We start from the raw sequence: 25,235 nt of genomic DNA on the forward strand, positions 1-25,235 counted from the left end.
GGCACGAAGTGGCTGCGGCGAAGCCGCTACTCCGCCACCTCTACCTGGATCTCCACCTCGACCGGCGCGTCGATCGGAAGCACCGCCACACCGACCGCCGACCGGGCGTGCACACCCTTGACGCCGAGGATCTCGCCGAGCAACTCGCTTGCGCCGTTGAGGACGCCCGGCTGCCCGGTGAAGTCCGGTGCGGAAGCCACGAAACCGACGACCTTGACGACCCGCTGGATCTTGTCCAGGTCGCCGATGACCGACTTCACCGCGGCCAGCGCGTTGAGCGCACAGGTCGCGGCGAGTTCCTTGGCCTGCTCCGGGCTGACCTCGGCACCGACCTTGCCGGTGGCCGGCAGCGCGCCGTCCACCATCGGCAGTTGGCCGGAGGTGAAGACGTACGAGCCGGAGCGCACCGCGGGCTGGTACGTGGCCAGCGGCGGCGCGACCTCCGGCAGCTTGAGCCCGAGCGCTGCGATCTTGTCCTCTACGGCGCTCACGCCTTCTCCCGCTTCATGTAGGCCACCAACTGCTCGGGGTTGTTCGGGCCCGGTACGACCTGGACCAGCTCCCAGCCGTCCTCGCCCCAGGTGTCCAGAATCTGCTTCGTCGCGTGCACGAGCAGCGGCACGGTCGAGTATTCCCACTTGGTCATGGGCCGAGCGTAATGCCTGTCCCCGGCCGCGGTGGACGCCGCCGCCACGGCAGCCGGACCGCTCCACCGCCGTGGGGCTTGTTCCCCTACGGCACGTCCCTGACCATTCCCCGACCTGAACCCTGACCTCTCCCGGACAGTTCGCGGGCAGATCTCCGGGACTTGTCAGGTGTATCCGGTGCGTACCCGCGACGCGCACTGGTTAGGCTCCTGGACGTGAGCAGGCTCCATGTCGTCAGCGGCAAGGGCGGGACCGGCAAGACCACGGTCGCCGCCGCCCTCGCCCTCGCCTTGGCCACCGAGGGACGCCGTACCCTCCTGGTCGAGGTCGAGGGCCGGCAGGGCATTGCCCAGCTGTTCGAGACCGAGGCGCTTCCGTACGAGGAGCGCAAGATCGCGGTGGGTCCCGCGTCGGAAGGCCACGCGCGGCGGGCGGGCGAGGTCCACGCACTCGCCATCGATGCCGAACGCGCCCTCCTGGACTACCTCCAGATGTTCTACAAGCTCGGCAGCGCCGGCCGGGCACTCAAGAAGCTCGGCGCGATCGACTTCGCCACGACCATCGCCCCGGGTCTACGGGACGTCCTGCTGACCGGCAAGGCGTGCGAAGCGGTGCGCCGCAAGGACAAGAACGGCAAATTCGTCTATGACGCGGTGGTGATGGACGCCCCGCCGACCGGCCGCATCACCCGCTTCCTGAACGTCAACGACGAGGTCGCCGGCCTGGCGAAGATCGGCCCGATTCACAATCAGGCGCAGGCCGTGATGCGGGTCCTCAAGTCACCGGAGACCGCGGTGCATCTGGTGACGCTCCTGGAGGAGATGCCCGTACAGGAGACCGCGGACGGTGTCGCGGAGCTGCGCGCGGCCGGCATCCCCGTCGGCGGCATCGTCATCAACATGACCCGCCCGGCCCTGCTGGACAACGGCGACCTCGACGCCCTCACCGCCCGTGGCGCCCGCACAGGCGTTGCCGAGGCGCTCTCCCGAGCCGGCCTGGGCACCGTCCGCCGCAGCGGCAGGAAGGGGCAGAAGGGGCAGCGCGATGGGGGTCCCCCCGGACGAAGTCTGGGGGAGGTTCGTGCCGGGGCGGTGGCGGGTGACGGGTGGGCCGACCGGCTGATCGACCCGCTGCTGGAGCAGGCGCGCGAACACGCCCAGCGGGTCGAGCTGGAACGCGCCGAGCACGCCGAGCTGACCGCGCTCGGCCTGCCCACCTACGAGTTGGAGCTGCTCCCCGAGGGAGTGGACCTCGCCGGGCTCTACCGACTGGCGAGAGACCTGCGGAAACAGGGGCCCATATGACCTCGGACGACACCACACTGACCGCCTCGGCCCCTCGGCTGGAGGTCGACGCGCTGATCGACGACCCCCGCACCCGCATCGTGGTGTGCTGCGGCTCGGGCGGCGTCGGCAAGACCACCACCGCCGCGGCGCTGGGCGTACGTGCCGCCGAGCGCGGCCGTCGGGTCGTGGTACTGACCATCGACCCGGCCCGGCGGCTGGCCCAGTCGATGGGCATCTCCGAGCTCGACAACATCCCGCGCCGGGTGAAGGGTGTCGACGAGGCCGCAGGCGGCGAACTGCACGCGATGATGCTGGACATGAAGCGCACCTTCGACGAGATCGTCGAGGGGCACGCGGACGCCGACCGGGCCCGCGCGATCCTGGAGAACCCCTTCTACCAGTCGCTGTCGGCCGGTTTCGCGGGCACGCAGGAGTACATGGCCATGGAGAAGCTCGGCCAGCTCCGCGCGGACGACGAGTGGGACCTGATCATCGTCGACACCCCGCCGAGCCGTTCCGCGCTGGACTTCCTGGACGCGCCCAAGCGCCTCGGCTCCTTCCTGGACGGCAAGTTCATCCGGGTGCTGATGGCACCGGCGAAGGTCGGCGGCCGGGCCGGGATGAAGTTCCTGAACGTCGGCATGTCGATGATGACCGGGACGCTCAGCAAGCTCATGGGCGGCCAACTCCTCCGCGATGTCCAGACGTTCGTGGCCGCGATGGACACCATGTTCGGCGGCTTCCGCACCCGCGCGGACGCCACCTACCGCCTGCTCCAGGCGCCCGGCACGGCGTTCCTGGTCGTGGCGGCCCCGGAGCGGGATGCCCTCCGTGAGGCGGCGTACTTCGTCGAGCGGCTGGCCGCCGAGGAGATGCCGCTGGCCGGTCTCGTATTGAATCGCGTGCACGGCAGCGGCGCCGCCCAACTGAGCGCCGAGCGCGCGCTGGCCGCCGCGGAGACCTTGATGGATGACGGTCCGGCCCAGGGGGGCGGTGCCGCCGACGGCCCGGCCGACACTCCGGACGCACATGCCGAAAATAATCTTGAAACAACCGGCATTGTCGATCTAGGCGACGGGAAGACTCGATCCGGTACCGCTGGCGGCCTCTCCCCCGCTGCCGCGGCGGATCATGTGGCACCCACTTCGGCCTCGGCAGCTCAACTGGCTGCCGGGCTGCTACGACTGCACGCGGAACGCATGCAGGTCCTCGCGCGCGAACGACGCACACGAGACCGCTTCACCGCGCTGCATCCCGAAGTCCCGGTGACGGAGGTTGCGGCGTTGCCCGGCGACGTCCACGACCTCGCGGGCCTGCGCGCCATCGGCGACCGCCTGGCGCTCAACGGCGAGGATCTCGACGCCCCGTGCTGAACGGCGCGGATCCCGACACCGCGTACTGAACGATGGCGATCGCCAGACGCCCGGCCAAGCGTGACCGCGGACGGTCGAGACCGGTCAAGCCCGGTCGAGCCCAGCCAGATCCGACCCAACCGATCCACTCGACCCAGCCGACCCAGCCGATCAGCCGGTCAGCCGCTGGTCGGTCACCCGACCGCCGCGTACTCGTCGAAGGTCTCATCCTCGCAGCCCACCGGCAGAATGCCCGTGCTGCGCTCGTACTCCGTACGTGCCGTCTCCAGCAGGCGACGCCATGACGTCACGGTCGGGCGGCGGCGCAGCAGCGCCCTCCGCTCGCGTTCGGTCATCCCGCCCCACACGCCGAACTCCACCCGGTTGTCCAGGGCATCGGCGAGACATTCCGTACGTACCGGACATCCGGTGCACACGGCCTTGGCGCGGTTCTGCGCCGCCCCTTGAACGAACAGTTCGTCCGGATCGGTAGTGCGGCAAGCTGCCTGCGTACTCCAGTCGGTTACCCAGCCCATGCTGGCGCCGTCCTCTCCCGAATCGGGGCTCCCCCACGGCGGCAAACGGCATATTCACCGTTGCCAGTTGAGGACGTTACGGAAGGCAGACAGGGTGCAACACCCCCTTCGGGCCCAATCTTGAATGGCCCGAACGGACTATGCGTACGCGGCAGATCACCCAACGGAGTGACCGCAGGGCATACGTAACTTTCCTCACAAGACGGGACAGCGCACGGCTCTGACACGGGGGTTTGCGGCAGCACACATGTCCGCGCGAGGGCGCGGCCCGGGGGAGTCGGGGTTGACGAACTGAGGCGTAACCATTCCGCTGTGATGGCTGAGAACAGGCTAAACGAACAGGTGCGCCCCTGTCCGGCGATTGAGAACGTAGGCTGCTCCCATGCCCAAGAAGCGCGATGGCGGGGGTCTGTCCAAGACGCAGCAGGCCGCCAAGTTCCTCGGTGTCAGCGTCCTGGCCGGAGCGGTGCTCGCCGGTATCGCGCTCCCGGCGGCCGGGGCGCTGGGCCTGGCGGCGAAGGGGTCGGTCGAGGGGTTCGACGAGATCCCGGCGAACTTCAAGCGGCCGCCGCTCAGCCAGCGGACCACCATCCTGGACGCCAAGGGCGGTGAGATCGCCAAGGTCTACTCCCGCGACCGCACGGTGGTGGATCTCAAGGACATGTCGCCGTACATCCAGAAGGCGATCGTGGCGATCGAGGACGCGCGCTTCTACGACCACGGCGCCGTCGACCTGAAGGGCGTCCTGCGTGCGCTCAACAAGAACGCGCAGTCGGGCGGCGTCTCCCAGGGCGCCTCGACGCTGACCCAGCAGTATGTGAAGAACGTCTTCGTCGAGGAGGCCGGCGACGACCCGACCAAGGTCGCGCAGGCCACCCAGCAGACGATCGGCCGCAAGGTCAAAGAGCTCAAATACGCGATCGAGATCGAGCAAGAGCTCGGCAAGCGCAAGATTCTCCAGAACTACCTCAACATCACATTCTTCGGCCAGCAGGCGTACGGGGTCGAAGCGGCGGCCCAGCGGTACTTCAGCAAGCACGCCAAGGACCTGAACCTGGAGGAGTCGGCGCTGCTGGCCGGCATCGTCCAGTCGCCCAGCCGCTACGACCCGGTCAACGCCCCGCAGGAGGCGACCCGGCGGCGCAACACCGTGCTGCAGCGGATGGCCGACCTGAAGGCCGTCTCCCAGGCGCAGGCCGAAGCGGCCGCCCAGAAGCCGATCAAGCTGAAGGTCAGCCGCCCCAAGAACGGCTGTATCACCGCCGACGACGGCGCCGGCTTCTTCTGCGACTACATCCGCAAGGTCTTCCTCAGCGAGCGGGCGTTCGGCAAGACCCGCGAGGACCGCCTGAAGCGCTGGAACGAGGGCGGCATGACGATCCGCACCACTCTCGACCCGCAGACCCAGAAGGCGATACAGGCGTCCGTCGGAGCGCACGTCTACGAGGACGACCCGGTCGCCACCGCCGCCACCATCGTCGAACCGGGCACCGGCCGCATTCTCGGCATGGGCCAGTCCCGCCCGTACGGCTTCCGCGGGAACCAGACCGTGCTCAACCTCTCGGTGGACCACGACATGGGCGGCGGCGTCGGCTATCAGTCCGCCTCGACCTTCAAGCCGGTGATCGCGGCGGCCGCGCTGGAGCAGGGCATCAGCCCCGAGCAGCAGTACTCGTCGCCGTACCGGATGCCCTATCCGAGCCCGGTGGCGCAGTGCGACGGGGGCAGCTGGACGAACAGCAAGGCGCCCGCCGAAACCGCCGAGAACGAGAACAGGACCGAGGTCGGCCCGTACTCCATGAAGGAGGCGACCGCGAAGTCGGTCAACACCTACTTCGTCCAGCTGATCGGCGAGATGGGCATCTGCCCCGCCGTGAAGATGGCCGAGAAGATGGGGATCAAGCAGGCGAACGGCAAGCCCCTGAAACAGGTTCCGTCGATGGTCCTCGGCACTCCGGAAACGACGCCGCTCACCATGGCCTCCGGCTACGCCACCTTCGCCAACGGCGGCGAGTACTGCTCCCCCGTCGCCATCGACTCGATCACCGACGCGCGGGGCCAGGCGCTGAAGGTCCCGCGGACCAGCTGCCGCCGCGCGATGTCGAAGAAGACCGCGGACACGATCAACACCCTCCTCAAGGGCGTGGTCGAGGACGGCACCGGCAAACAGGCCGGCCTCCAGGGCCGCGACAGCGCCGGCAAGACCGGCACCACGGACGGCCGCTACGCCGCCTGGTTCGTCGGCTACACCCCGAACGCGGCGGGCGCGGTCTGGGTCGGCGACCCCAAGCGCGAGCGGCAGATGTACCACATCACCATCGGCGGCGTACCGCACGACAAGGTCTACGGCGCCGACACTCCCGGCCCCATCTGGCGCGACGCGATGTCCGGCGCCCTGGCCAACCGGCCCGCGCCCACTCTGCCCACCGTCCCGATCGGCGCACCCGAGAAGGACAAGGGCCCGGACAGCGGACGGGACCAGGGCGGCGACGGCGACAAGAACCCCGGCAAGCACCGGCCCGGCCGCGGCCACGACGGCGACGACAAGCCGGGCGGCGGCTGGGACATTCCAGGCTGGCCCGACTTCCTTGGCGGCGGCAACGGCGGCTGGTAGCAGCCAGGTTGGCGGCCGGAACCCACCGGCCGCCAACTCAGCGGATCCTCAGCTCAGCGACTCCGCCAGCTCAGCGACTCCGTCACTCACCGACTCCGCTGCGCGCCGGCCATGCGGCTCTCACCCGGCCAGCAGCTTCTTCACCATCGCCGCCACGCGGCCGCCCTCGGCACGCCCCGCCACCCGAGGATTGACGATCTTCATGACGGCGCCCATCGCCTTCGGCCCCTCGGCCCCGGCGCTCCTGGCCTCCGCCACGGCCGCCGTGACCAGCGTCTCCAGCTCCTCGTCGGTCAGCGGCTTGGGCAGGTACTCCGCGAGCACCTCACCCTCGGCCCGCTCCCGCTCGGCCTGATCGGTCCGGCCGGCCTGCTCGAAGGCGTCCGCGGCCTCCCGGCGCTTCTTCGCCTCCCGCGCGATGATCTTCTCGACCTCGCCGTCGGACAGCTCACGCGCCTCCTTGCCCGCGACCTCCTCCGTCTTGATCGCGGCCAGCGTGAGCCGGAGGGTGGCGGAGCGCAGCTCGTCGCGCGCCTTGATCGCGGTGGTGAGGTCGTCGTGCAGCTTGGACTTGAGCGTGGTCATGCCGTCGAGTATGCCTCCCCCCACCGACAACCGCCGCGCCTTTTCCCCCGGCCCGTCGCCCCACACCACTCCGCTCCCACGCCCCACACCTCCCCTCTCCCACGCCCCACACCACCCCCACGTCCCACCCCTCCCCCGCCCATCCACTACTGCGCCCACTCCCCGCACTCTGCAACGATGGGTTCATGCGCGCGCGATACGGAGTACCCCTGACCCTGACCGCAGTCGGCGCGGCCGGCCTCGCCTATGCCGCCGGCTTCGAAGTCCGCTCCTTCCGGCTGCGGCGCGTGACCGTGCCCGTACTGCCCCGCGGTATGCGTCCGTTGCGGGTCCTGCAGGTCTCCGACATCCACATGGTCCGCGGGCAGCGCAAGAAGCAGCGCTGGCTGCAGTCGCTCGCCGGCCTGCGCCCCGACTTCGTCATCAACACGGGCGACAACCTCTCCGACCCCGAAGGTGTCCCCGAGGCGCTGGACGCGCTGGGTCCGCTGATGGAGTTCCCCGGCGCGTACGTCTTCGGCTCGAACGACTACTACGGCCCCCGGCTGCGCAACCCCGCCCGCTATCTGATCGAGCGGGCCCAGGGACGGCACGGCCTGAACGGCAATGCCCCCGTCGTGGGCGCCGTCCACAACCCGTGGGAGGAGCTGCGCGACGCCTTCGACGCGGCCGGCTGGGTGGGCCTGTCCAACACCCGCGGCCGCCTCAAGCTCGAGGGCGTCGAGATCGCTCTGACCGGCCTGGACGACCCGCACATCAAGCGCGACCGCTACGCCGAGGTGGCCGGCGGCCCGGAATCCGGCGCCGATCTCTCCCTGGCCGTCGTCCACGCCCCCTACCTGCGCTCCCTGGACGCCTTCACCGCCGACGGCTACCCGCTGATCCTGGCCGGCCACACCCATGGCGGCCAGCTCTGCATCCCCTTCTACGGCGCCCTGGTCACCAACTGCGACATCGACACCGACCGCGTCAAGGGCCTCTCCACCCACACGGCCGCCGGCCGCACCTCCCTCCTCCACGTCTCCGCCGGCTGCGGCACCAACCGATACACCCCGGTCCGCTTCGCCTGCCCCCCCGAGGCGACCCTCCTCACCCTCACGGCACGAGACTGACCCGCCCCCTCACCGAAGCCACCACTCCCTCCCCCTTCCTTCCGCCCCACCCCTCCCCACCCCCTTGATCACCACCGCGACACCCCAGGTCAGGCCCGCTCTGCGGCCCCACAGGAACCGGATTTCGCGTACGGGGATCAGTCCGCTAAAGTAGAGCTCGTTGCTTCGGGGTGTGGCGCAGCTTGGCAGCGCGCTTCGTTCGGGACGAAGAGGTCGTGGGTTCAAATCCCGCCACCCCGACTGAAGAAACAACAGTAAGGGCCCGGCCCCCATGGGGGTCGGGCCCTTACTGTGATTACCGGTGGTCGCTTGAGAGATATCCGGGAGGAGGCCGCGGACGGCTTCTTCCAAGCGGGGAACCTCCGTTGATGCGTGACGTGCGCCACATTCCTCTCCGGGGCCCGGTATCCGCGAATCCGAGCGGAGGGCAGCTCGGGGGAGGTTTCCCGCGGCATGTGCAACAGTTTTTCGGGAGTACGCATGGCGTAGAGCCCGGCGCCCAGGCCGTCGTCGGTGTACGTCAGCGCCAGGCTGCCATGTGGTCCGTGCCGGCCGCAGCGGCTCCGCCACCTCACCCGGGAGGGTGACATCCGACGCGAGGGCATAGAGCAAAGGAATCTTCGCCACCCCGACTGGAGAAACACCAGGTCATCGGCTTGATTCGCAGTGCTGCCAGACTGTGCACCCGGTTGATCAAAGGTAATTTCGTCTACAGCCAGCGGGAGGGCTTCGTTCTCGTCGTGCCCACTCTCGCGAGCGGCGAGGCAGGATCTGTCCACGCCTGCACACCCGCCGCTCCCTCGCCATGACACCCGGATCACCCACCGCGATGGCGTCAGGAAGTGGGAAACTGGGGCAATGCGTGGCGCACTCCCCTCCAGCCCCGATGTCTCTGCCCGGATGAGCCGGCAGACCAACCGGGACACGAGTGCCGAACGCGCTGTGCGGCAGCTCCTCCATGCCTCCGGATACCGCTATCGGACCCACTATCCGGTGCCGGGCATGCCCAGGCGGAAGATCGACATCGCGTTCACGCGCGCGAGGTTGGCTGTCCTCATCGACGGCTGTTTCTGGCATGGGTGCCCGGAACACGCCACAAGTCCCAAGGCAAACGCGGAATGGTGGCGGCAGAAGCTCGATCGCAACATCGAGCGGGATCGGGAGACGAACGCACAGCTGCTGGCCGAGGGCTGGACGGTCCTACGCTTCTGGGAGCACGAGTCACCGGATGACGTCATGCGTCAGGTGGCCGCTGCCGTGGAACGGGCAAAGGAAAGCAGACGGAGACGACAGCAAAAGGGTGGGGGCCCATGAGCGGACTACGATTCGTCGACATGTGCGCGGGGGCGGGCGGCTTGGCCTTGGGGCTGGAAGGTGCCGACTTCGAACCCGTGCTGCTCCTGGACAAGAAGCCTGTGGCCTGCGACACGCTGAGGATGAACCGTCCGACGTGGCAGGTTCTCGAAATGGATCTGCTGGACTTCGCGCCTTCGCGGCACCAAGAGGTCTACGACGTCGATCTGCTGTCGGCCGGGCTGCCTCGCGTGAGGTCCGGCGCCACCTTCGCACGGGCCGAGTCCGATGACGAACTGCGCCTGCTGGAGGCGACCGTCTACCTGGCGCATGCCGTTCAGCCCCGAGCCCTGGTCATCGAGAATGTACCGTGCCTGGTCAGCGCGCCCGGCTTCGAGCCGATACGCGACTTCATCCGTAAGGAGCTGGATCATCTGGGCTACCGGTTCCGGTGGTTCGTTCTGAACGCAGCCGACTTCGGGGTGCCGCAGGACCGGAGGCAGGGACTACTCGTCGCACTCAAGGAGCAGTATTTCGACGCGTTCCGTCCACCGGAACCGACGGTGCGCGAGCATCTGTCCGTGGGACAGGCCCTGCACCGCTCGATGGCCCTGGGTGGTTGGCCGGATGCCGACCGATGGGCGGCCCAGGCACACAGCGCGGCGCCGACCCTGGTGGGCGGTTCGGACAGACGGGGAGGTGCGGACCTCGGACCGACAGGGACGAGGAAGGCCTGGGCCAGGATGGGCGTCGATGGAAGCACCGTGGCCGATGGCATCCCAGGACCGGACTTCGCCTGGGTTCCGGAGACGGGACGGCACGGGATGGTCAGGATAACGACCGAGCAGGCCGCTCTCCTGCAGGGATTCCCGGCCGACTGGAGATTCGCCGGGAAGAAGACGGCCCGCTATCGCCAGATCGGGCATGCCTCCCCGCCACCGGTGGGCAGCGCGCTGGGGCTGGCGATACGAGCCGCACTGGCGACCTCCGGGGCCCCCACCGGCGGATACACTTCACCCCCATGAACAGTCCAGGAAAGCACGAGCACCACCTCGACGGAGTCCGCATCCTGGACCTCTTTGCGGGCCCGGGTGGACTCGACGTAGCGGCGCATTTCCTGGGCTTCAAGAGCATCGGGATCGAGTGGGACCAGAACGCCTGCGAGACGCGCTACGCGGCCGGCCTGCCGACCATTCACGCCGATGTGAGCGTCATGCGCGAGACCCGCTTCGACGAGATCCCCGAATCGGTCGACGTGCTCGCCGGCGGACCGCCCTGTCAGTCCTTCTCCGTCGCAGGAAACGGCGCGGGACGGCGGGCTCTGGCCAAGGTGGAGGAGTACATCCACCGTCTTGTGGACGGCGAGGACGAAGCCAAGATCGACAAGGAGCTGCACGACTTCGGCGAAGACCCACGCACCGCCTTGGTGCTGGAGCCCCTGCGATGGATCCTGAAGGCGATCGAGACAGAGGGCCGCGACCCGTACAAGGTGATCGTTCTGGAGCAGGTACCTGCGGTCCTGCCCCTCTGGAAGGTCTATGCGGAGCTCCTGCGTGGCGGCGAAGGACGACTCAACGGCGTCAAGTACGAAGCGCAATATTGGGAGTTGAAGACCGAGGAATTCGGTGTGCCCCAGACACGCAAACGCGCCGTACTCGTCGCTCGCCTCCCGGGGCAAGGAGCCGTCAAACCGCCCGAAACAACTCACCTGCCCTTCGACCTGCATCGGCAGAAACGCAACACTGCTCAGGCGGACATGCTCCCAACCGATTCCTCGATTGCCAGGCCCAAGCAATCCTGGATCTCCATGGCGAAGGCGCTCGAGACAGCGAGCATGCTGCCGGGATCTCCCATGGATGTGTCCCGGCTCCGCACGGGAGACGAGATGGATTTCTTCGTCGTCTCGAACTACGGCTCCGGAGGCGACCCGAAGAACCGAGGCCGGCGCTTGTCCTCCGAGCCTGCCTTCACGGTCACCGGGAAGATCTCTCGGAACAAGGTGTACAAGAGCATCGCCGAGTACGAGGCCGAGAAATCCGACCGCTTCACCATCGCCGAGTCCGGGGTGCTCCAGACCTTCCCGCACAACTTCCCCTGGTCGGGTAACGACCAGGCGCAGCAGGTGGGAAACGCGGTACCACCCCGGCTCGGCATGCACGTACTCAGCAGGGCGCTACGCGGAAACGCGCCCTCGAAGGACGAGTTGGCGGCCGCAACCACGTGGCCGACTGTCCCTCGGACCACCACGGACGAACTGCGCGTCATCGGGTGCGGCGATCAGAGCCAGTGCCCTCCGAAGTCGCACAAGATCACTCGCTCTCGTCGGAAGTCCGCCCCCTGACCGGTGCGTCCGCGAACAGCTCCTCGAAATGAGCGATCAGCCTCCTCACTTCCCCCTCCGGCACACGCTCCTCCTCCGGGCCTTCAGGAAGGTTGTTCCGGGGGGACGGAAGGGCTGATTCGGCGCCCGCGATCCAGTCACGCAGAGGCTCCCCGTCACGCTCCACGTCCGGGGCGATGATGTCGTACATCAATGTCGCCGCGGCGGCGTTGACCGCGGGGGTCAGCGCATTGACCTCGCGCCCGGTGCGCACAGTCCCTCTCTCCATGAGTCCGACAAGGGCCTGAGCCGTCGGGCGATGGTCGACTATGTCCAGCCGCAGAGCGGAGTTGAGCATGTCCTGATTCCCACAGGCCACGACTACAGGGTGATAGTCCGAGCCGTCGCGGAACAGCTCGGCCGCCCACCAGAGTCGGGCGAACGCCTGCTTGTAGTGCGCGCCGACGAACTTGTCCCGGGCCACACGGCCACGCGAGCCGTCCGCCTTCGGCTCGGACAGGTGCCGCCAGACAACATAATCCGGCGCCACCCCTAGGGCCATATACGTCCAGAGCCGCTTCTCGGCCGCTTCCCTGCGCGTCAGCCGAAGTGTCTCGTGCAGACGCGGCGCCAGCCACGCATCCGCTGCCGTGGGGCGCTCGTCCCGGAATTTGTCCAGGGCATCGTCTATCAGATCTCGAATCCGGTGCAGCCGCATTCGCACGTCGTCGCCGGGCAGCGGCTCGGCAACCTTGTTCAGCGCGATGGAAGGGACGTCCTCACGTCCCTCGAGCAGCCCTGTGGAAATGTACTCGGCGGCCTGCGCATCGGAGATCAGGGCAAGCCGTTCCGGCAGGTGCTCGGGGCGGGAAGTCACGCGTGGGTCTCCTGATCGAGTCGTTCGATGTCGCGGACCGTGCCGGCCAGCGCTTTGGGCACCTCGGCCCGGCGTGCGGCGGCGTAGTGGATGCGCGGTTGCAGATCGCTCCAACTCCCCTCGCCGGTACGGCGAATGTGTACCTCGCGGAGAGCATCCTCCAGCGACCGTCCGGGAACGATGTCCGGGAGCATCTCGCGGAGCACCGCACCTCGCCAGTCGGGAGGGAAGAGCGGCGCCCCGTCGTCTTCGATCTCCAGGTCGCCGATGGCGGTATGGAAGACGGCGGTCCACACGTCGGCGCACATCTGGGCCAGCACCATCTCCCCCACCATGCTCTCCAACTTCGAGCCCTCGCCTTCCACGAGCGCTGCAAGCCCCTCGAAGTCAGAGTTCAGACGAACGGTGGGCATCCGGCCCGAGATGTCCACAACCCAGGGTGCGTCCCGAAAGCCCTGCAACCACTCGGTGCTGCGGGCGAAACTGACGGTACTGACGTCGAGCTGCCGGTCCCTCAGCGGCACGTCGGCCGTCACGTCGACCAGCCAGTCCTGGTCGGTGGAGGCGATGATCCGGCCGGCCGTCCCGTCGACTGTGGCCACCACGTGCACGGCGAGCGTCGCGCGGTCGAAGTGGTCGTTCCGGTTGAGCTCGATCTCCCCGGTCCAATCCCTCCCGCCCTGCGGACCGGGTTCCAATCGGGCGACCGTGCGCGCGTTGGTGGCCCCTTCCGCCAGAACGGCGATCACCGCGATGTCCGACCAGTGCCCCTTCGCCTCGATCTCGCGAACCGGGACGGTCGCCGCCAGCGCGAGCCGTGCCGTGTGCCAGTCGTCGCGCTCCGCTCTGCCGAGTGCCACGACCTGCTCGACAACCGAATACCCCTTGGTGTCCAACTGCTCACGACTGTCTCCGGGGCCACGCAGCCGAACGGCCGTGACCCTCGCCGTCACCGCGCCGGTCAATCGGGGGTACGGGTAGACCTTCATGCGGCGCCTCCCTTGCTCTCCTGGAGTTCGACAACGAGACCGGTCAGGGCTGCCCGAACCGGATGCGTGGACACATCGGTGACGCCTCGAAACACGGCACGGCGGGACCCGGGCGTGAAGTGCAGCACGCCGTCGGCCAGTTCACAGTTGCTGACAGCGACGAGCTCGGCCCATTTGACCACCGGCCGAGGTCCGGAACGTACCTCCAGCTTCGCGACGGGACTCATGCGCCAGAGTTCTTGCCCGGCGGGCACCTTGACCTCGGCAGTGACCTGCCACGCCCCGGAGGAGTCGATCACAGCCTCGAGGTCCTGCAGCTTCGGCGGCCCCACCGTCCCCCTCGCCTTGGTGGTCGACTTGCCCGAGATCTTGAGACGCTTGCTCACCTTGCTCGCGCCGCCGGCTCTCTTCTCCCTGGGCACTGCCACAAGTCCGTGCACGGCCCTGTTGGTCTCCGTGGTCAGTGCGGCGATCCGCCGGTGGGCCGAGGGGGAGTAGCGCATCCTCAGTTCCTCGGTCTGGCCCCACTTGTTGTGCTCGGGCGGTTCGGAGGACCGCAGAAAATCTTCGGCTTCCGCTGCGAACGGCGCGCCGCCTCCTGCTGCCCGGCCTGCGAGCAGAACTGCCTGAAACGGGTTGGTCCCCACCGGCAGACCCGGGACCCAACTGGTCTTCACCGTCATGCGATTGCCACGCATCGCAGTCACCTGGTTGATCCTGCCGTCGGCATCCGTGGCCTCGGTGACGAGAAGCACAGCCCGGTGCTCTCCGGCCGTACCGGAGAGGCCATCTCTTTCAGGCACCTTCAACGGCACTGTGGTGAGGGCCACCTGACCTGCCTCGGTGAGCCGGTCCACCGTGGTGCCGTCCAGGAACGCCTGGAGAGCACGCGTGCGCGCGGGCTGGTGCACCCGCGGCTCGACCCGCTCCTCCTCGATGTACTCCACACCGTTGCGAAGGGTCCGCACCGATGCCTCCAGCAACGGCTGGTGGTCGCCCCCCGCCGTCATTGCAGCCCAGAAATTGCGGCCGAGTGCGCCCACCAGCCTGTGGTGCATGCGTTCCAGGCTGTCCTCGTCCTCCTCCGCATCGCCTTCGTGGGCCCTACCGACCTCGGCGAGGCTGGCCACATCGTGTGCTCCGACGATCAGGAAGGAGGTGCCGGGGTCGGAGCCCTCACGGGTGAGATGCAGACTCTCGACCGTCTCCTCGTCGGCCCACCAGGAGCGGACCACCTCCGTGTTCTCCGCCTCACCGTCCGGCTTCCCCAGCCAGGCCGGGCCGGCGAATCTCCGGCCGCCCACCTCCCTCCAGGGGAGATCGATCCGACCGACCAAACGTCGCTCCGTGCGCCCCTCGTGCGGCTCGGCGAGCGTTGAGTTCATGAGGACGAGCCCCAGGCGACTGGTCGCCCAGAGCGTGGCCTTCCCGAGGCCGTACGAACCTCCGGCCGCCGCATCCGTCTTCCGGCTGTCGAGTTGGCGACGTACCACGGCGGCGAAACGGCCGTCCTCGTAATCGTCACCGGTCAGCCCGTTGGCGTTGTAGTCGTCGACGCGCAGAAGCACCAGCCGGTCCCTCTCGCGCATTTCCCGCAAGCCGGCTTGGATGACGCGTCCGACCTTCTGGTCCTGCGCAGCGGCCGCCTCGTAGTGGGGGTAGAGGTCGTCCCAGTTTATTGCGGTGCGGAACCGCGCCAGGGCCTCACCGGTCAATTCATGCAGGGTGTAACGGACCCTGACCGGACAGTCATTCCTCCGGTCGCGTTCGTCCAGGCTGTTCTGCGTCGCCTCACGGGCCAGGACCTCCAGGTCGGCCTCGAAGGCGAAGGCCGCCGCGTTGCCGAATTCCCGACCACCGTCGTCGTGTCCAGGGCGGTGGTACCAGACGGCCGGCGTCATCGCGTGATGGTCCTGGCGCTCAGGAGCGACGACGGAACCGCGTCGGTCGTCCTCCTGGGGCGCCAGGACCTCCCGAAGCTCGACCATGAGCTCCGGACGAGGCACGGATCGGCCATTGATCCAGGCTTCGACCAGCGCCGACGTCACTCCCAGCCGGTGCGCAAGTCCACTTGCGTCCATTCCACCCTCGTGCATCCGATCGGCCAACCACCGATCGAACTCTGTCTCCTTCGAGGCCACCGCTCCCTCTCTCCTGTCGGAACTGCTTTTCGTCTGCGGGGTGCCGATCCTGCTCGACTGCGAATCGCCGGTACCCAATTTCTGCCGCTCCTCGGGGACTCCGCGACATACGCCCCCTCCAATCCGCCGAGTCACACTGCGAGCGACCCTCGGGCGGCGTCCCGCGGCAGGGTCATCGGGATCCAAGCCCATTTCAACCCGGAGGGCCTGCAGAGCGCGCTTCTCGATCTGCCGAATTCGTTCTCGCGTGACACCGAATTGCTTACCGATGTCTTCCAGGGTCCAGGATCTGTCATCGATGAACCCGTACCGCAGCAGAAGCACTTTTCGACTTCTCTCCGGGAACTCGCACGCGTCGAAGAACTGGAAAAGCTCCTGGCGTTCGAACTCGGGCCACAGCGCCCGCTCCGGCCCCGGAACCGATCGGAACTCATCGACAACCAACTCTCCCAGAGCCACGCCCTCACCGACGGGTTGCTCAAGTGAGAGGACCCGCCGGCGGATCAGCCGCAGGTACTCCTCCACCCTTTCGGGACTGAGCCCACACGCCAGCGAAAGGTCCATCGCATTGGGGATTCTGCCCTGGTCGAGGAAGGCCCGCTCACTCTTCCGCACCTTCTCCACTTCGGTCCACACGTGCACCGGGAGCCTGATGGTCGACCCTTCGTTTGCCATCCCTCGTGTGATGTGTTGCCGAATCCACCAGGAGGCATAGGTGGAAAACTTGCACCCCAGCAAAACGTTGAACTTCTCCACGGCGCGGATCAACCCGATCATGCCATGCTGCGCGAGATCCTCGTACATGGGACTGCCGGCCCGGTGCCCCAAGCCGTTCAGGATCTTATGAACGAGCCGCTGATTGTGGATGACCATTGCGGATAAGGCCCGATGCGCCTCACCGACCCGCGAAAGCGTCGCCACATAGCCATCGGGCAACGGCTCCGATGGCTTTACGGCACCACGGAACAACAGGCAGAGTCCCACTTCCTCCTCGGCACTCAGCACACGCCGGTGCGGATCCGGCCGCCTGCGATCGATCTCGAGCAGGTCCCGAGCGGCACGGCGAGCCGCCTCCCAGTCCTCGACACGTACAGTTCCGCGGAGCGACTCGAGGTCCGGGACCTCTTCGTCCTCCGCTTCTTCCTCGGAGGGATCGGTGTCGCCCGGCAGCCGTTCCGGATCGGCACGCCCGTCGGCAGCTTCACCGCTACCGAACACCCGTTCCGATTGGGTGCGCTCGCCTTCCCCCTCTTCCTCCTCCGCCGCCATCACGGCTTCGTACAAGGTCCGGGCGTCCTGCACATCCAAGCGCCCGGCTCTCACCACTTGCCCCAAGGCCGTACGGAGTTCCACGTCCTCGGCCAGGAACCGACGCACGAGCCCGGCGAGCAGAACCCGACGGGGCCCCGTTATCCGGCTACCGGACGCACGATCCCGCTCCCTGGTCATCACACCCCCGTGCCTGTGCTCCGCCTTGCTCCGCTCAGTCCATCATTCATCGGGCCACCGCTGCCAGCGCCTCCGCACCGGTGCCCGCATCCCGAGAATCCAGCACTCGGTATTTTGAAGGTGCGTGGGCGCGATCACGAGGAGAGTAGATGCGGATCATTCCGAGCGAGATCTCGAACAACACCAAGAGCCCGGCCGAGCGCAGTGTGTTCGCAGCACTCAAGGCGATTCCCGACGACCAGAGCATCGCACTGCACTCGGTTCACCTCCCCCGACACCACAAGAAGCGTGTCGGGGAGATCGATTTCGTCGTCATCATGCCCGACATTCTGCTCTTCATCGAGGTCAAGGGCGGCGAGGTCCATCACCGCGATGGAGGGTGGTACTATGGTCCGCTCGGCCGCGAAGCAGGCCCCAAGGAGAGCCCTTTCGCGCAGGCCAGCGGGGGTATGCATGAGTTCGAACGAGAGATCGGCGCCCTGATAGGCGACTTGAGGGCCCACGGCGTGCCCAGCGGCTACCTCGTGATCACCACAGATGTCGACATCCAGCGAACGACCGAGTTCGAGCCCCAGCAGTATCTCGGCAGCACCGCGTACGACGGCGGACGTGGTCTGGCCAAGGGCATCGAACGAGCCACCCGGTTCTGGTTGGCGCGAAACAGATGGGCCCGCACCCCTGTCTCCGCTGCCTTGCGCAAGAGGATGCTCGAGGCCGTCCGCCCGGATTTCGACCGCGTGCCCAATCTGCAGTCCCGACTGACGCACCTCGATGTCGCCTTCGAACGCCTCACCAACGAACAGCTCATAAGGCTCGACGAGTTGGAAACCAACCCACGCCTCATATGGACCGGAGGCGCAGGCACCGGAAAGACGTTCCTCGCCGCCGAGGCCGCCCGCCGCAAGTCCGCCCACGGCAGCGTCCTGTTCACCTGCTCCAGCATCACGCTCACAGCCCACATGGACCGGATCCTCACCGACGACGCGATCACCGTCCTGCCGTTCGAACGACTCGACGAGGTTCGGAACCGCTCCTTCGACCATCTGATCGTGGACGAGGCGCAGGACCTGATGACCTTCGCCAGGCTTGGCACCTTGGAGGAGCTGGTGCCGGGCGGCCTCGCCGAAGGGCGATGGATCTTCATGCTCGACCAGAACAACCAGGTGCTGGCCCCTGAGGCGTACGATCATGATGCCTGGGAGTATCTGCGCTCTCTGGGCTCCGTGTGCGGGCCCATGAGGCGCAACTGCCGCAACACTGTGCAGATCGTCAAACAGGTCCGCTTCTACACGGGCGCGGACCTGGGCGTCGCCTCCGCGGGTGAGGGGGAGCCGGTCCGGTTCGCCGACGTGCATGACGCGCAGGAGGAGGCCACCGTTCTCGACGCCTATGTGAACGAACTGGTGCAGGAGGGCGTCTCACCGCGGGACATCACGCTGCTGTCCGCTTCCGGTGACTGGGGGACAAGCTCGGCCCATCTGTCACAGAGAGCCTCCAGGATCGAGCAATTCACGGACGTGGTCGGGACCGCCCGAACGAAGCACCGGCTCACCTGGTCCTCCGTATCCGACTTCAAGGGCCACGAGAACCATGTCGTCTGTCTGATCGACCTCGAACCCGAACATCTCGACGGGCGTCTCGACGCCCTCTACGTCGCCTGGACCAGGGCACGCGCCCAGCTCTGGGTCGCCTGCCGCCCCGGCACCCGTCAGAAACTCAAGGAACTGGGCGTGGCCGCACTGACCCGGGAGGGGCATCTCGGATGAACGACTTCGCATCACGGCTCTCCGATCACCGGGCCGACTTCGTGACGTACCTTCGCCGGCAACTGGTCGGCCCGGCCATCGCCGAGGACGAGATCCTCGTCGACCCTCCGGACCGGCGTTACCTGATGGGGACCTTGTATCCGCGTGGAGCCTCCCTGCTGGAGCACTCGAAAGAGGCCGGCGAGCAGGCCTTCGACGAGGCAACGGCCGGCAACGGAGAGGAAGACGGCTTCGCCGACGATCCGGTGGCCGAGGCCAACGCGTGGCTCCCGTCCTCTCTGGGCTTCTCCTTCTTCACCAACGCCCACCGTATCGAGGTGTCCTGTGGGGCCTCCCGCTACGTGACGTCCCGCGAGGGCGGACGTCGCAGCTGGCGAAGGCAACCCCGACTCTCCGCGACGGAGACCATCGGCGTGGAACAGCGGGACTCGATCCCTGTACTGGACGGACACGGTCGTCTCCATGTGCGGTGGCGCCCGTTCGGCTCCGGGCACCTCGTCACATGCGTGCTGGCCAACGCGCACCACGAAGAGGAGAGCGCGTACAAGGACCGGGACCTGATGCTCTTCCAGGCCGAACTGCAGGCGACGACGCTCGGCGGGACGATCCTTGAGTATCCGAGCACTCGCCTCAACAGCCGCGACGAGGAGGAGCAAGAGCTTCGCGTCCAGTACCGGCACATCGTGACCAGGGCCGTGGGGCACGGATGTGCTGTCGAGTGGGACGACGGGTTCGCCCCCGTCACCACCGTGCGGGCGCAGGTCATGCCTCAGCAGGTGGTCGAGCACATCAAGCCCGACGGGCCCAAGGATCTCTCGGTACTCAATCTCGCGCACCTGTCCCGGCCCGGCCTTGCAGCGGAAGACCTCCGAGCCGAACTGCACTCGTTCGTCCTGGGCTACCGCAAGTGGTTCGACACCCAGCAGTCGGAGGCGGAGTCCCTGCGTCGATGGGCCGCAGCACCCGCCGCTCGTATCCTCGACCGCATCAAGGCTGCGCTCGACCGCATGGCCTCGGGGGTGGACGCGCTCACCGCATCGACACCAGCAGGCGCCACGGCACGCGAGGCTTTTCGTCTGGCCAACCGGGCCATGGCGCTCCAGATGCTCCACAGCCTGCCGGAACTGGCGGGCAGCCGGCACCGTAGGAACAGCGATGTGGTCGAACTCACCGAGCCTGATGGCGCCCTTGCATGGCATCCGTTCCAGCTCGCCTACTTCCTGCTCGTGGTCGAGGGCCTGATGAACCCCGAGCACGAAGATCGTAGGACGGTCGACCTCATCTGGTTCCCCACCGGTGGCGGCAAGACGGAGGCATATCTCCTCACCGCCTGCTTCGAGATCCTCTGGCGCCGGCTGCGGTTCGGTGCAGCAGGGGGCGGCACGGCCGTGCTGAGTCGATACACGCTGAGTCTGCTCACCACCCAGCAGTTCCAACGCACGGCGACGGCCATCTGCGCCCTCGAATACATCAGGATGGGGCACGACGGGCCACTGCCCCACGGCCTCGGACAGGAGCCCATCTCCATCGGGCTCTGGGTGGGCAAGGAGACGACGCCGAACAAGATCTCCGCCGCACAGGAAGCGCTCGGGAGCCTGAAGCAGATGAGCGAACCCGATGATCGCTTTCTTCTGGAACGTTGCCCCTGGTGCGGCACCGAGATCGTCCCGGAGCGACAGGGACAGGACCGGGACTTCGGCATCCGGGCCGACGGAGTCACCACCTCGTTCTTCTGCCCGCGCCGCACCTGTGTCTTCCACAACCGGCTCCCGGTGTCCGTGGTGGACGAAGAGATCTACAGAGAGCCTCCGACCTTCGTTCTCGGCACCGTCGACAAGTTCGCGCGACTGGCATGGGAACCGGAGGCCGGCAGCCTCTTCGGCAGAGACGGCAGGCGCGCACCCTCGCTGGTGATCCAGGACGAGTTGCACCTGCTCGCCGGCCCCTTGGGGACAACTGTCGGTCTGTACGAGTCGGCGGTCCTCGAACTCTGCGCCTGGCGTGGCACCGTCCCGAAGGTCATCGCGTCGACAGCGACCATCCGACGCTCGCAGGATCAGATTCGCAGCCTCTACGGCCGCCCCGCTCAGCTCTTTCCCCCGGCCGGAATCAAAGCCGGTCACTCCTATTTCGCCTCACCCGACACGGACAAGCCCGGACGCCTGTACGTGGGGGTCATGGCACAGGGCCACACAGCCTCGACCTCGACCGTTCACGTGGGTGCCGCCGCGTTGCAGGCCCCGAAGGAGATCTGTGACGACGACAGCCTCCGCGACGCGTACTGGACTGCGGTCGCCTACCACAACAGCCTGCGAGAACTCGGACGGACTGTCACGATCGCGAGGGACGACATCCCGGCGCGGCTCGAGCATCTGACGAAGAACGACTCCCGGCGACGCCAGCTGATCGACGACTCGGTGGTCGAGCTCACCAGCAACATCCCACGTGCTGCTCAACCCCGACTCCTCGAACGTCTGGGCAAGAGCTTCAAGGAACGTGGCAGCGTCTCCTTCCTCGCCACGACCAACATGCTCTCCGTGGGCGTCGACGTTCCGCGACTCGGCCTCATGATCATGAATGGACAGCCCAAGACCACGTCGGAGTACATCCAGGCCACCAGCCGTGTCGGTCGCCGTCATGTACCAGGGCTGATCGTCACGCTCTTCCGCTCGACCAAACCCCGCGACCGGTCCCACTACGAGTCGTTCGCCGTCTACCACCGCTCTCTCTACCGGCACGTCGAGCCGACCAGCGTCACGCCGTGGTCCATGCCCTCTCGAAAACGAGCCCTGCACGCGGTGCTCACCATCCTCGTGCGACATGGAATCGGCCTGAACGCGGAGAACAGGGCAGGCGACATCCTCGATCACACGGACGACGTCGCGCGGATCCGAGGCCTGGTGGTGGATCACGTGCGGCGCGCCGATCCGGAGGAGGCCGACGCCGCCACCGAACAGTTGGACTCGCTGATCGAATCCTGGCAACAGGAGGCCGAAATCGCGCGTGGCGAGGGCAGCCGTCTCTACTACCAGTCCCAGGGCCGGGGGTACATATCGCTCCTCACCGACTTCGGCAAGCAAGGGGGCCTGTGGGAGACGGCGCAGTCGATGCGCAACGTCGACCGCGAGTGCCTCATCGACGTGAGAGGAACGTGAGAGCAGTGAAGGACATTCGCCGCAAGGTCCGCAGGGCACAGACCATCGTTCCCTTCGGCGTCGGTGGAATCATCGATCTCCGAGGCGAGTCGTTCGTAGCCGCCGACATACGCAGTTGGGCCGCGAGAGGCGAGCGGGTGGAGTCACCACGGCTCGCATCGAAATTGAGGGTCGAGGGCTTCCGTTCGGCTCCCGTCATCCCCTCCGGAAAGGCCGCTTACACGACCCGTAGCGGGCCCACGTACGTACGGTTCCCCAAGTGGCTGTTCTGCCCCCAGTGCAGGGAAATGCAACTCTGGCGTCAGGAACTCGAGCTTCGGGACAAGCAACCGACCTGCGGGCGATGCCCCGGAAGGCCCCAACTGGCCCCGATGCGCTTCATCCAGGTGTGCAGGGCAGGCCACATGGCTGACATCGACTGGCATAAATGGTCTCACTCCAAGAGTGAAGGACATGATCAACGCCAATGCCGGGTTCGCCGGGGGCTTCGGTTCATTGCAAGTCCCGAATCCTCCGGGCTGGAAGCCCTGTGCGTCGTCTGTGCCGTCTGCCGGGCCGAACGAAATCTGGCGGGCATCAGCCAGAAGAACATCCTCAAGCAGATCGGACTGCAGTGCCGGGGAACCCACCCCTGGCAATCCGAGGCCGATGAAGCGGATCCCTGCGAGGAAACGCCGCAAGCGGTACAGCGTGGTGCCTCCAACGTGTACTTTCCGATCACGCACTCGGCGATCGACATCCCCGCGCCTGCGGGCCCATCCGACGACGACGAATTGGCCCAGCAGGTCGTCAATCATCCTCACTGGCCGAACCTCAACAGTACGGATGGCAGCCCGATATACGATGCCTTCAGAGCTGTCATCGCCAACCAGTGCGAAGTCACCGAGGAATTCGTGGAAACGCTGCGGCGCCGCCACGCTGACGAGGCTGCGGCAATGCCGTCAGCGGCCGATTCCGACGACGACCTCAGCATCGCCGAATGGGCGGCCTTTTCCGACCCGGAATCCGTCGCCGATTCGAAAACGTTCTCCGTGCGGCGGACCCACCTCGGGATCGGCCAGGATGATCCTCACTCCATGCAGGAGCTGGCCGCGCGAATCTCCGCCGTCGTCGTCGCGGACCGCGTGCGTGAGGTTCGTGCACTTGAAGGATTCTCGCGCTACGAGCCCAACTTCGGCGACAGTGATGAGGGCGCGGGCGGCCGCATCGTGTCGGTCAACACGGCCGCCCGGGCCCGGTGGCTGCCCGCCGTGGAAACGTATGGCGAGGGCATCTTCATCGCCGTTGACGAGGACCGCTTGAGCGCCTGGGAGAGGCTCCCGTCGGTGCGTGATTGGACACAACGGATCGAGCGCAACCTCGACGCCTCCTTCAAGGCCGAGCGGCTGAGAGGAAAATCGGGCCCGACGCTGCTCCCGCGATTCGTGATGCTGCACACCCTGGCCCATCAGTTCATACGCCAACTCTCCTATGACAGCGGGTACAACGCCGCGTCGTTGAGGGAACGCGTATACGCTCGAAGCCACGCCCCTGGCAGCGAACTTCCCGCGCAAGCAGGTGTGTTCATCTATACGGCCGCCGGGGATGCGGAAGGGACGCTGGGCGGGCTCGTCCGCCAGGGACAACCACCAAACCTCGTCGAGACGTTGATCCGCCTGCTGGAATCGGCGCAGTGGTGCTCGCAGGACCCTCTGTGCGCCGACTCGACCGGCAGGTCCTTGGCCAACCTCAATCGTGCTGCCTGCCATGCCTGCACGCTTCTTCCGGAGACATGCTGCGAGGTCGACAACTCGCTCTTGGACAGGACCCTGTTGATCGGTGACGGCGAAGTGCCGGGATTCTTTCAGGGAGTCATCCGGGCTGCACTCGTGGAATCGGCCGAAGCCGTCGATCTGCCATGAAGTTCCCTTCTCTCCTCGCCCTCGAGACCGAACAGCACGCAGTCATCGATCTGCCGTTCCACGGAATTCACGTCGTCACTGGGTCGCCTGGCGCCGGAAAGACCGTGATGGCTGTCTATCGCGCTTGGGCACTGACAACCGCCGGGCGCGACGTCGTCCTCCTCACTCGCTCCAATCTGCTGCATCAGTACCTCGCGCAATTGGCACCGGACCTCACGGAAGCACTCAATGTCACCACCTACCATCGGTGGATCAGGGATTTCTGGCGAGTGCGCTTCCAGGCCGACGCCCCGCAGACCGACGAGGATGGTTGGAGCTACGACTGGATCGAGATGCAGCGGGACTGCATCCTGCACAAGGTCACATCGACCGCGCAGCTGGTGATCGATGAGGGACAGAATCTGCCCATCGGCTTCTATCAGTTGTGTCGAGTACTCGGTGTGGGCGTTACCGTGTTCGCAGATGAGAACCAGCAGATCGACGGGGATCAGAGCACCATATCCGAGATATGCCGGGCACTCGCCCTGCGGGGCGTTCCACTCGTGCTGCGAGAGAACCGGCGGAACAGTCGCGAGATCGCGATGCTGGCCTACGAGTTCTGTAAGGAGAATCGGGACGAGATTCCCTTGCCGGAACGCACTGGCAATACACCCACTCTCCTGAAAGTCCCCTCCCTGGAATATCTGCTCGCCGGAGTTTCTCAGTACTTCAACGCGCATCCGGAGCGAAGCATCGGAATCATCTGCAGATCAACCCACTTGTTGCGGGATATCGAGAACAAACTCACGCACCTCGGGCTTGCGAAGTACACACAGGCTTATGTGCATGACGATCGATACCGGGACGCCATCGACTTCTCAACGCGCCCCATCCGGATCGTGAGTACGGCCAGTATGAAAGGCTTGGAGTTCGACAGCGTTTTCGTACCGGATCTGGACGCCTACACAGAAGACCCGACCGGCGTGGAGGCGCGTCTCCGCTTCTCCACGCTGTGTACTCGCGCGCGCGAGGACCTGCACTTCGCTCTCCGCGGCCCTCGGGAGCCCGCCATCCTGTCGAGGATTCCGAAAACCTTGTTGGTGCGACACACCAGTTGAATTCTGCGCGCCCCGCGCCGGCAGATCGGCCGGCGCGCCACCCCGCTCGACGACTGCCCGTCGTGTCTGCCCCCCCACGTCCTCGACCATGCCGAGGGCGGCCCAGCGAGTAGCC

The 25,235-nt window shown here is 66.9% G+C and carries 18 protein-coding genes, 1 tRNA gene and 1 pseudogene; 12 read left to right on the plus strand and 8 right to left on the minus strand.

Annotated features, from left to right (window positions below; all coding sequences use genetic code 11):
• Positions 1-26 precede the first annotated feature (26 nt).
• Both AZE13_RS15175 and AZE13_RS35630 read right to left on the minus strand, forming a co-directional pair.
• Positions 27-491: a RidA family protein gene (locus AZE13_RS15175; RefSeq protein WP_066931214.1), complete on the minus strand. Its 465-nt coding sequence runs from the start codon at positions 489-491 to the stop codon at positions 27-29.
• Positions 488-646, minus strand: a complete 159-nt coding sequence (locus AZE13_RS35630) for a DUF4177 domain-containing protein (RefSeq protein WP_107288346.1) — start codon at positions 644-646, stop codon at positions 488-490. The genes AZE13_RS15175 and AZE13_RS35630 overlap by 4 nt, the downstream gene beginning before the upstream one ends.
• A 216-nt stretch (positions 647-862) precedes the next feature.
• Between AZE13_RS35630 and AZE13_RS15180 the strand changes: the two genes are divergently transcribed.
• Both AZE13_RS15180 and AZE13_RS15185 read left to right on the plus strand, forming a co-directional pair.
• Positions 863-1,951 (plus strand): ArsA family ATPase, encoded by a 1,089-nt coding sequence (locus tag AZE13_RS15180; protein WP_066931216.1) that lies wholly within the window; start codon positions 863-865, stop codon positions 1,949-1,951.
• The gene (locus AZE13_RS15185) at positions 1,948-3,306 is read left to right on the plus strand and encodes an ArsA family ATPase (RefSeq protein WP_066931218.1); all 1,359 of its coding nucleotides are present in this window, start codon (positions 1,948-1,950) and stop codon (positions 3,304-3,306) included. Before AZE13_RS15180 ends, AZE13_RS15185 begins: the two co-directional genes overlap by 4 nt.
• A gap of 173 nt (positions 3,307-3,479) precedes the next feature.
• Here the strand turns inward: AZE13_RS15185 and AZE13_RS15190 are convergent, their stop codons facing one another.
• A complete protein-coding gene (locus AZE13_RS15190) occupies positions 3,480-3,821 on the minus strand; it encodes a WhiB family transcriptional regulator (protein ID WP_066931219.1) in 342 nt (113 codons plus the stop codon).
• Between the two features lie 382 nt (positions 3,822-4,203).
• Between AZE13_RS15190 and AZE13_RS15195 the strand changes: the two genes are divergently transcribed.
• Complete coding sequence (locus AZE13_RS15195) at positions 4,204-6,435, plus strand: transglycosylase domain-containing protein (RefSeq protein ID WP_066931221.1); 2,232 nt, start codon at positions 4,204-4,206, stop codon at positions 6,433-6,435.
• Positions 6,436-6,555: 120 nt separating this feature from the next.
• Here the strand turns inward: AZE13_RS15195 and AZE13_RS15200 are convergent, their stop codons facing one another.
• Positions 6,556-7,020: a GatB/YqeY domain-containing protein gene (locus AZE13_RS15200; RefSeq protein WP_066931223.1), complete on the minus strand. Its 465-nt coding sequence runs from the start codon at positions 7,018-7,020 to the stop codon at positions 6,556-6,558.
• A 185-nt stretch (positions 7,021-7,205) separates the two neighbouring features.
• On the opposite strand from AZE13_RS15200, the gene AZE13_RS15205 reads away from it, so the two are divergent.
• From AZE13_RS15205 to AZE13_RS15225, 5 genes are all read left to right on the plus strand, one after another.
• Positions 7,206-8,132: a metallophosphoesterase gene (locus tag AZE13_RS15205; RefSeq protein WP_066931225.1), complete on the plus strand. Its 927-nt coding sequence runs from the start codon at positions 7,206-7,208 to the stop codon at positions 8,130-8,132.
• 166 nt (positions 8,133-8,298) lie between these two features.
• A tRNA-Pro gene (locus AZE13_RS15210) sits at positions 8,299-8,372 on the plus strand.
• 618 nt (positions 8,373-8,990) lie between these two features.
• Positions 8,991-9,446, plus strand: coding sequence for a very short patch repair endonuclease (locus AZE13_RS15215; RefSeq protein ID WP_066931227.1), 456 nt, complete (start codon positions 8,991-8,993; stop codon positions 9,444-9,446).
• Positions 9,443-10,450, plus strand: a complete 1,008-nt coding sequence (locus AZE13_RS15220; protein ID WP_066931229.1) for a DNA cytosine methyltransferase — start codon at positions 9,443-9,445, stop codon at positions 10,448-10,450. Before AZE13_RS15215 ends, AZE13_RS15220 begins: the two co-directional genes overlap by 4 nt.
• Positions 10,447-11,766, plus strand: a complete 1,320-nt coding sequence (locus AZE13_RS15225; protein ID WP_066931231.1) for a DNA cytosine methyltransferase — start codon at positions 10,447-10,449, stop codon at positions 11,764-11,766. Before AZE13_RS15220 ends, AZE13_RS15225 begins: the two co-directional genes overlap by 4 nt.
• Here AZE13_RS15225 and AZE13_RS15230 read toward each other — a convergent pair.
• The 4 genes and pseudogenes from AZE13_RS15230 to AZE13_RS39025 form a co-directional block, all read right to left on the minus strand.
• Positions 11,735-12,622 (minus strand): DUF6339 family protein, encoded by an 888-nt coding sequence (locus AZE13_RS15230; RefSeq protein WP_066931233.1) that lies wholly within the window; start codon positions 12,620-12,622, stop codon positions 11,735-11,737. The two genes, AZE13_RS15225 and AZE13_RS15230, sit on opposite strands and share 32 nt — an antisense overlap.
• Positions 12,619-13,611, minus strand: a complete 993-nt coding sequence (locus AZE13_RS15235) for a hypothetical protein (RefSeq protein WP_066931235.1) — start codon at positions 13,609-13,611, stop codon at positions 12,619-12,621. The genes AZE13_RS15230 and AZE13_RS15235 overlap by 4 nt, the downstream gene beginning before the upstream one ends.
• Positions 13,608-15,707, minus strand: a complete 2,100-nt coding sequence (locus tag AZE13_RS38085; RefSeq protein ID WP_066931463.1) for a transcriptional regulator — start codon at positions 15,705-15,707, stop codon at positions 13,608-13,610. Before AZE13_RS38085 ends, AZE13_RS15235 begins: the two co-directional genes overlap by 4 nt.
• 249 nt (positions 15,708-15,956) lie before the next feature.
• Positions 15,957-17,201: pseudogene (locus tag AZE13_RS39025) on the minus strand (RNA polymerase sigma factor RpoD/SigA); the annotation flags it as partial.
• Between the two features lie 149 nt (positions 17,202-17,350).
• Between AZE13_RS39025 and AZE13_RS15245 the strand changes: the two are divergent.
• From AZE13_RS15245 to AZE13_RS15260, 4 genes are read left to right on the plus strand one after another with little or no spacing between them, the layout of a single operon-like run.
• The gene (locus AZE13_RS15245; RefSeq protein WP_066931237.1) at positions 17,351-18,967 is read left to right on the plus strand and encodes a nuclease-related domain-containing DEAD/DEAH box helicase; all 1,617 of its coding nucleotides are present in this window, start codon (positions 17,351-17,353) and stop codon (positions 18,965-18,967) included.
• Positions 18,964-22,122, plus strand: a complete 3,159-nt coding sequence (locus tag AZE13_RS15250) for a helicase-related protein (RefSeq protein WP_066931239.1) — start codon at positions 18,964-18,966, stop codon at positions 22,120-22,122. Before AZE13_RS15245 ends, AZE13_RS15250 begins: the two co-directional genes overlap by 4 nt.
• A 5-nt stretch (positions 22,123-22,127) precedes the next feature.
• Positions 22,128-24,023, plus strand: a complete 1,896-nt coding sequence (drmB, locus tag AZE13_RS34055; protein WP_220127578.1) for a DUF1998 domain-containing protein — start codon at positions 22,128-22,130, stop codon at positions 24,021-24,023.
• Positions 24,020-25,120, plus strand: a complete 1,101-nt coding sequence (locus AZE13_RS15260; RefSeq protein WP_066931241.1) for an AAA family ATPase — start codon at positions 24,020-24,022, stop codon at positions 25,118-25,120. The genes drmB and AZE13_RS15260 overlap by 4 nt, the downstream gene beginning before the upstream one ends.
• The last annotated feature ends 115 nt before the right edge of the window (positions 25,121-25,235 follow it).

Origin of the sequence: Streptomyces sp. NBRC 110611 (assembly GCF_001590865.1) — a bacterium.
In the GTDB taxonomy this organism is placed as follows: domain Bacteria; phylum Actinomycetota; class Actinomycetes; order Streptomycetales; family Streptomycetaceae; genus Streptomyces.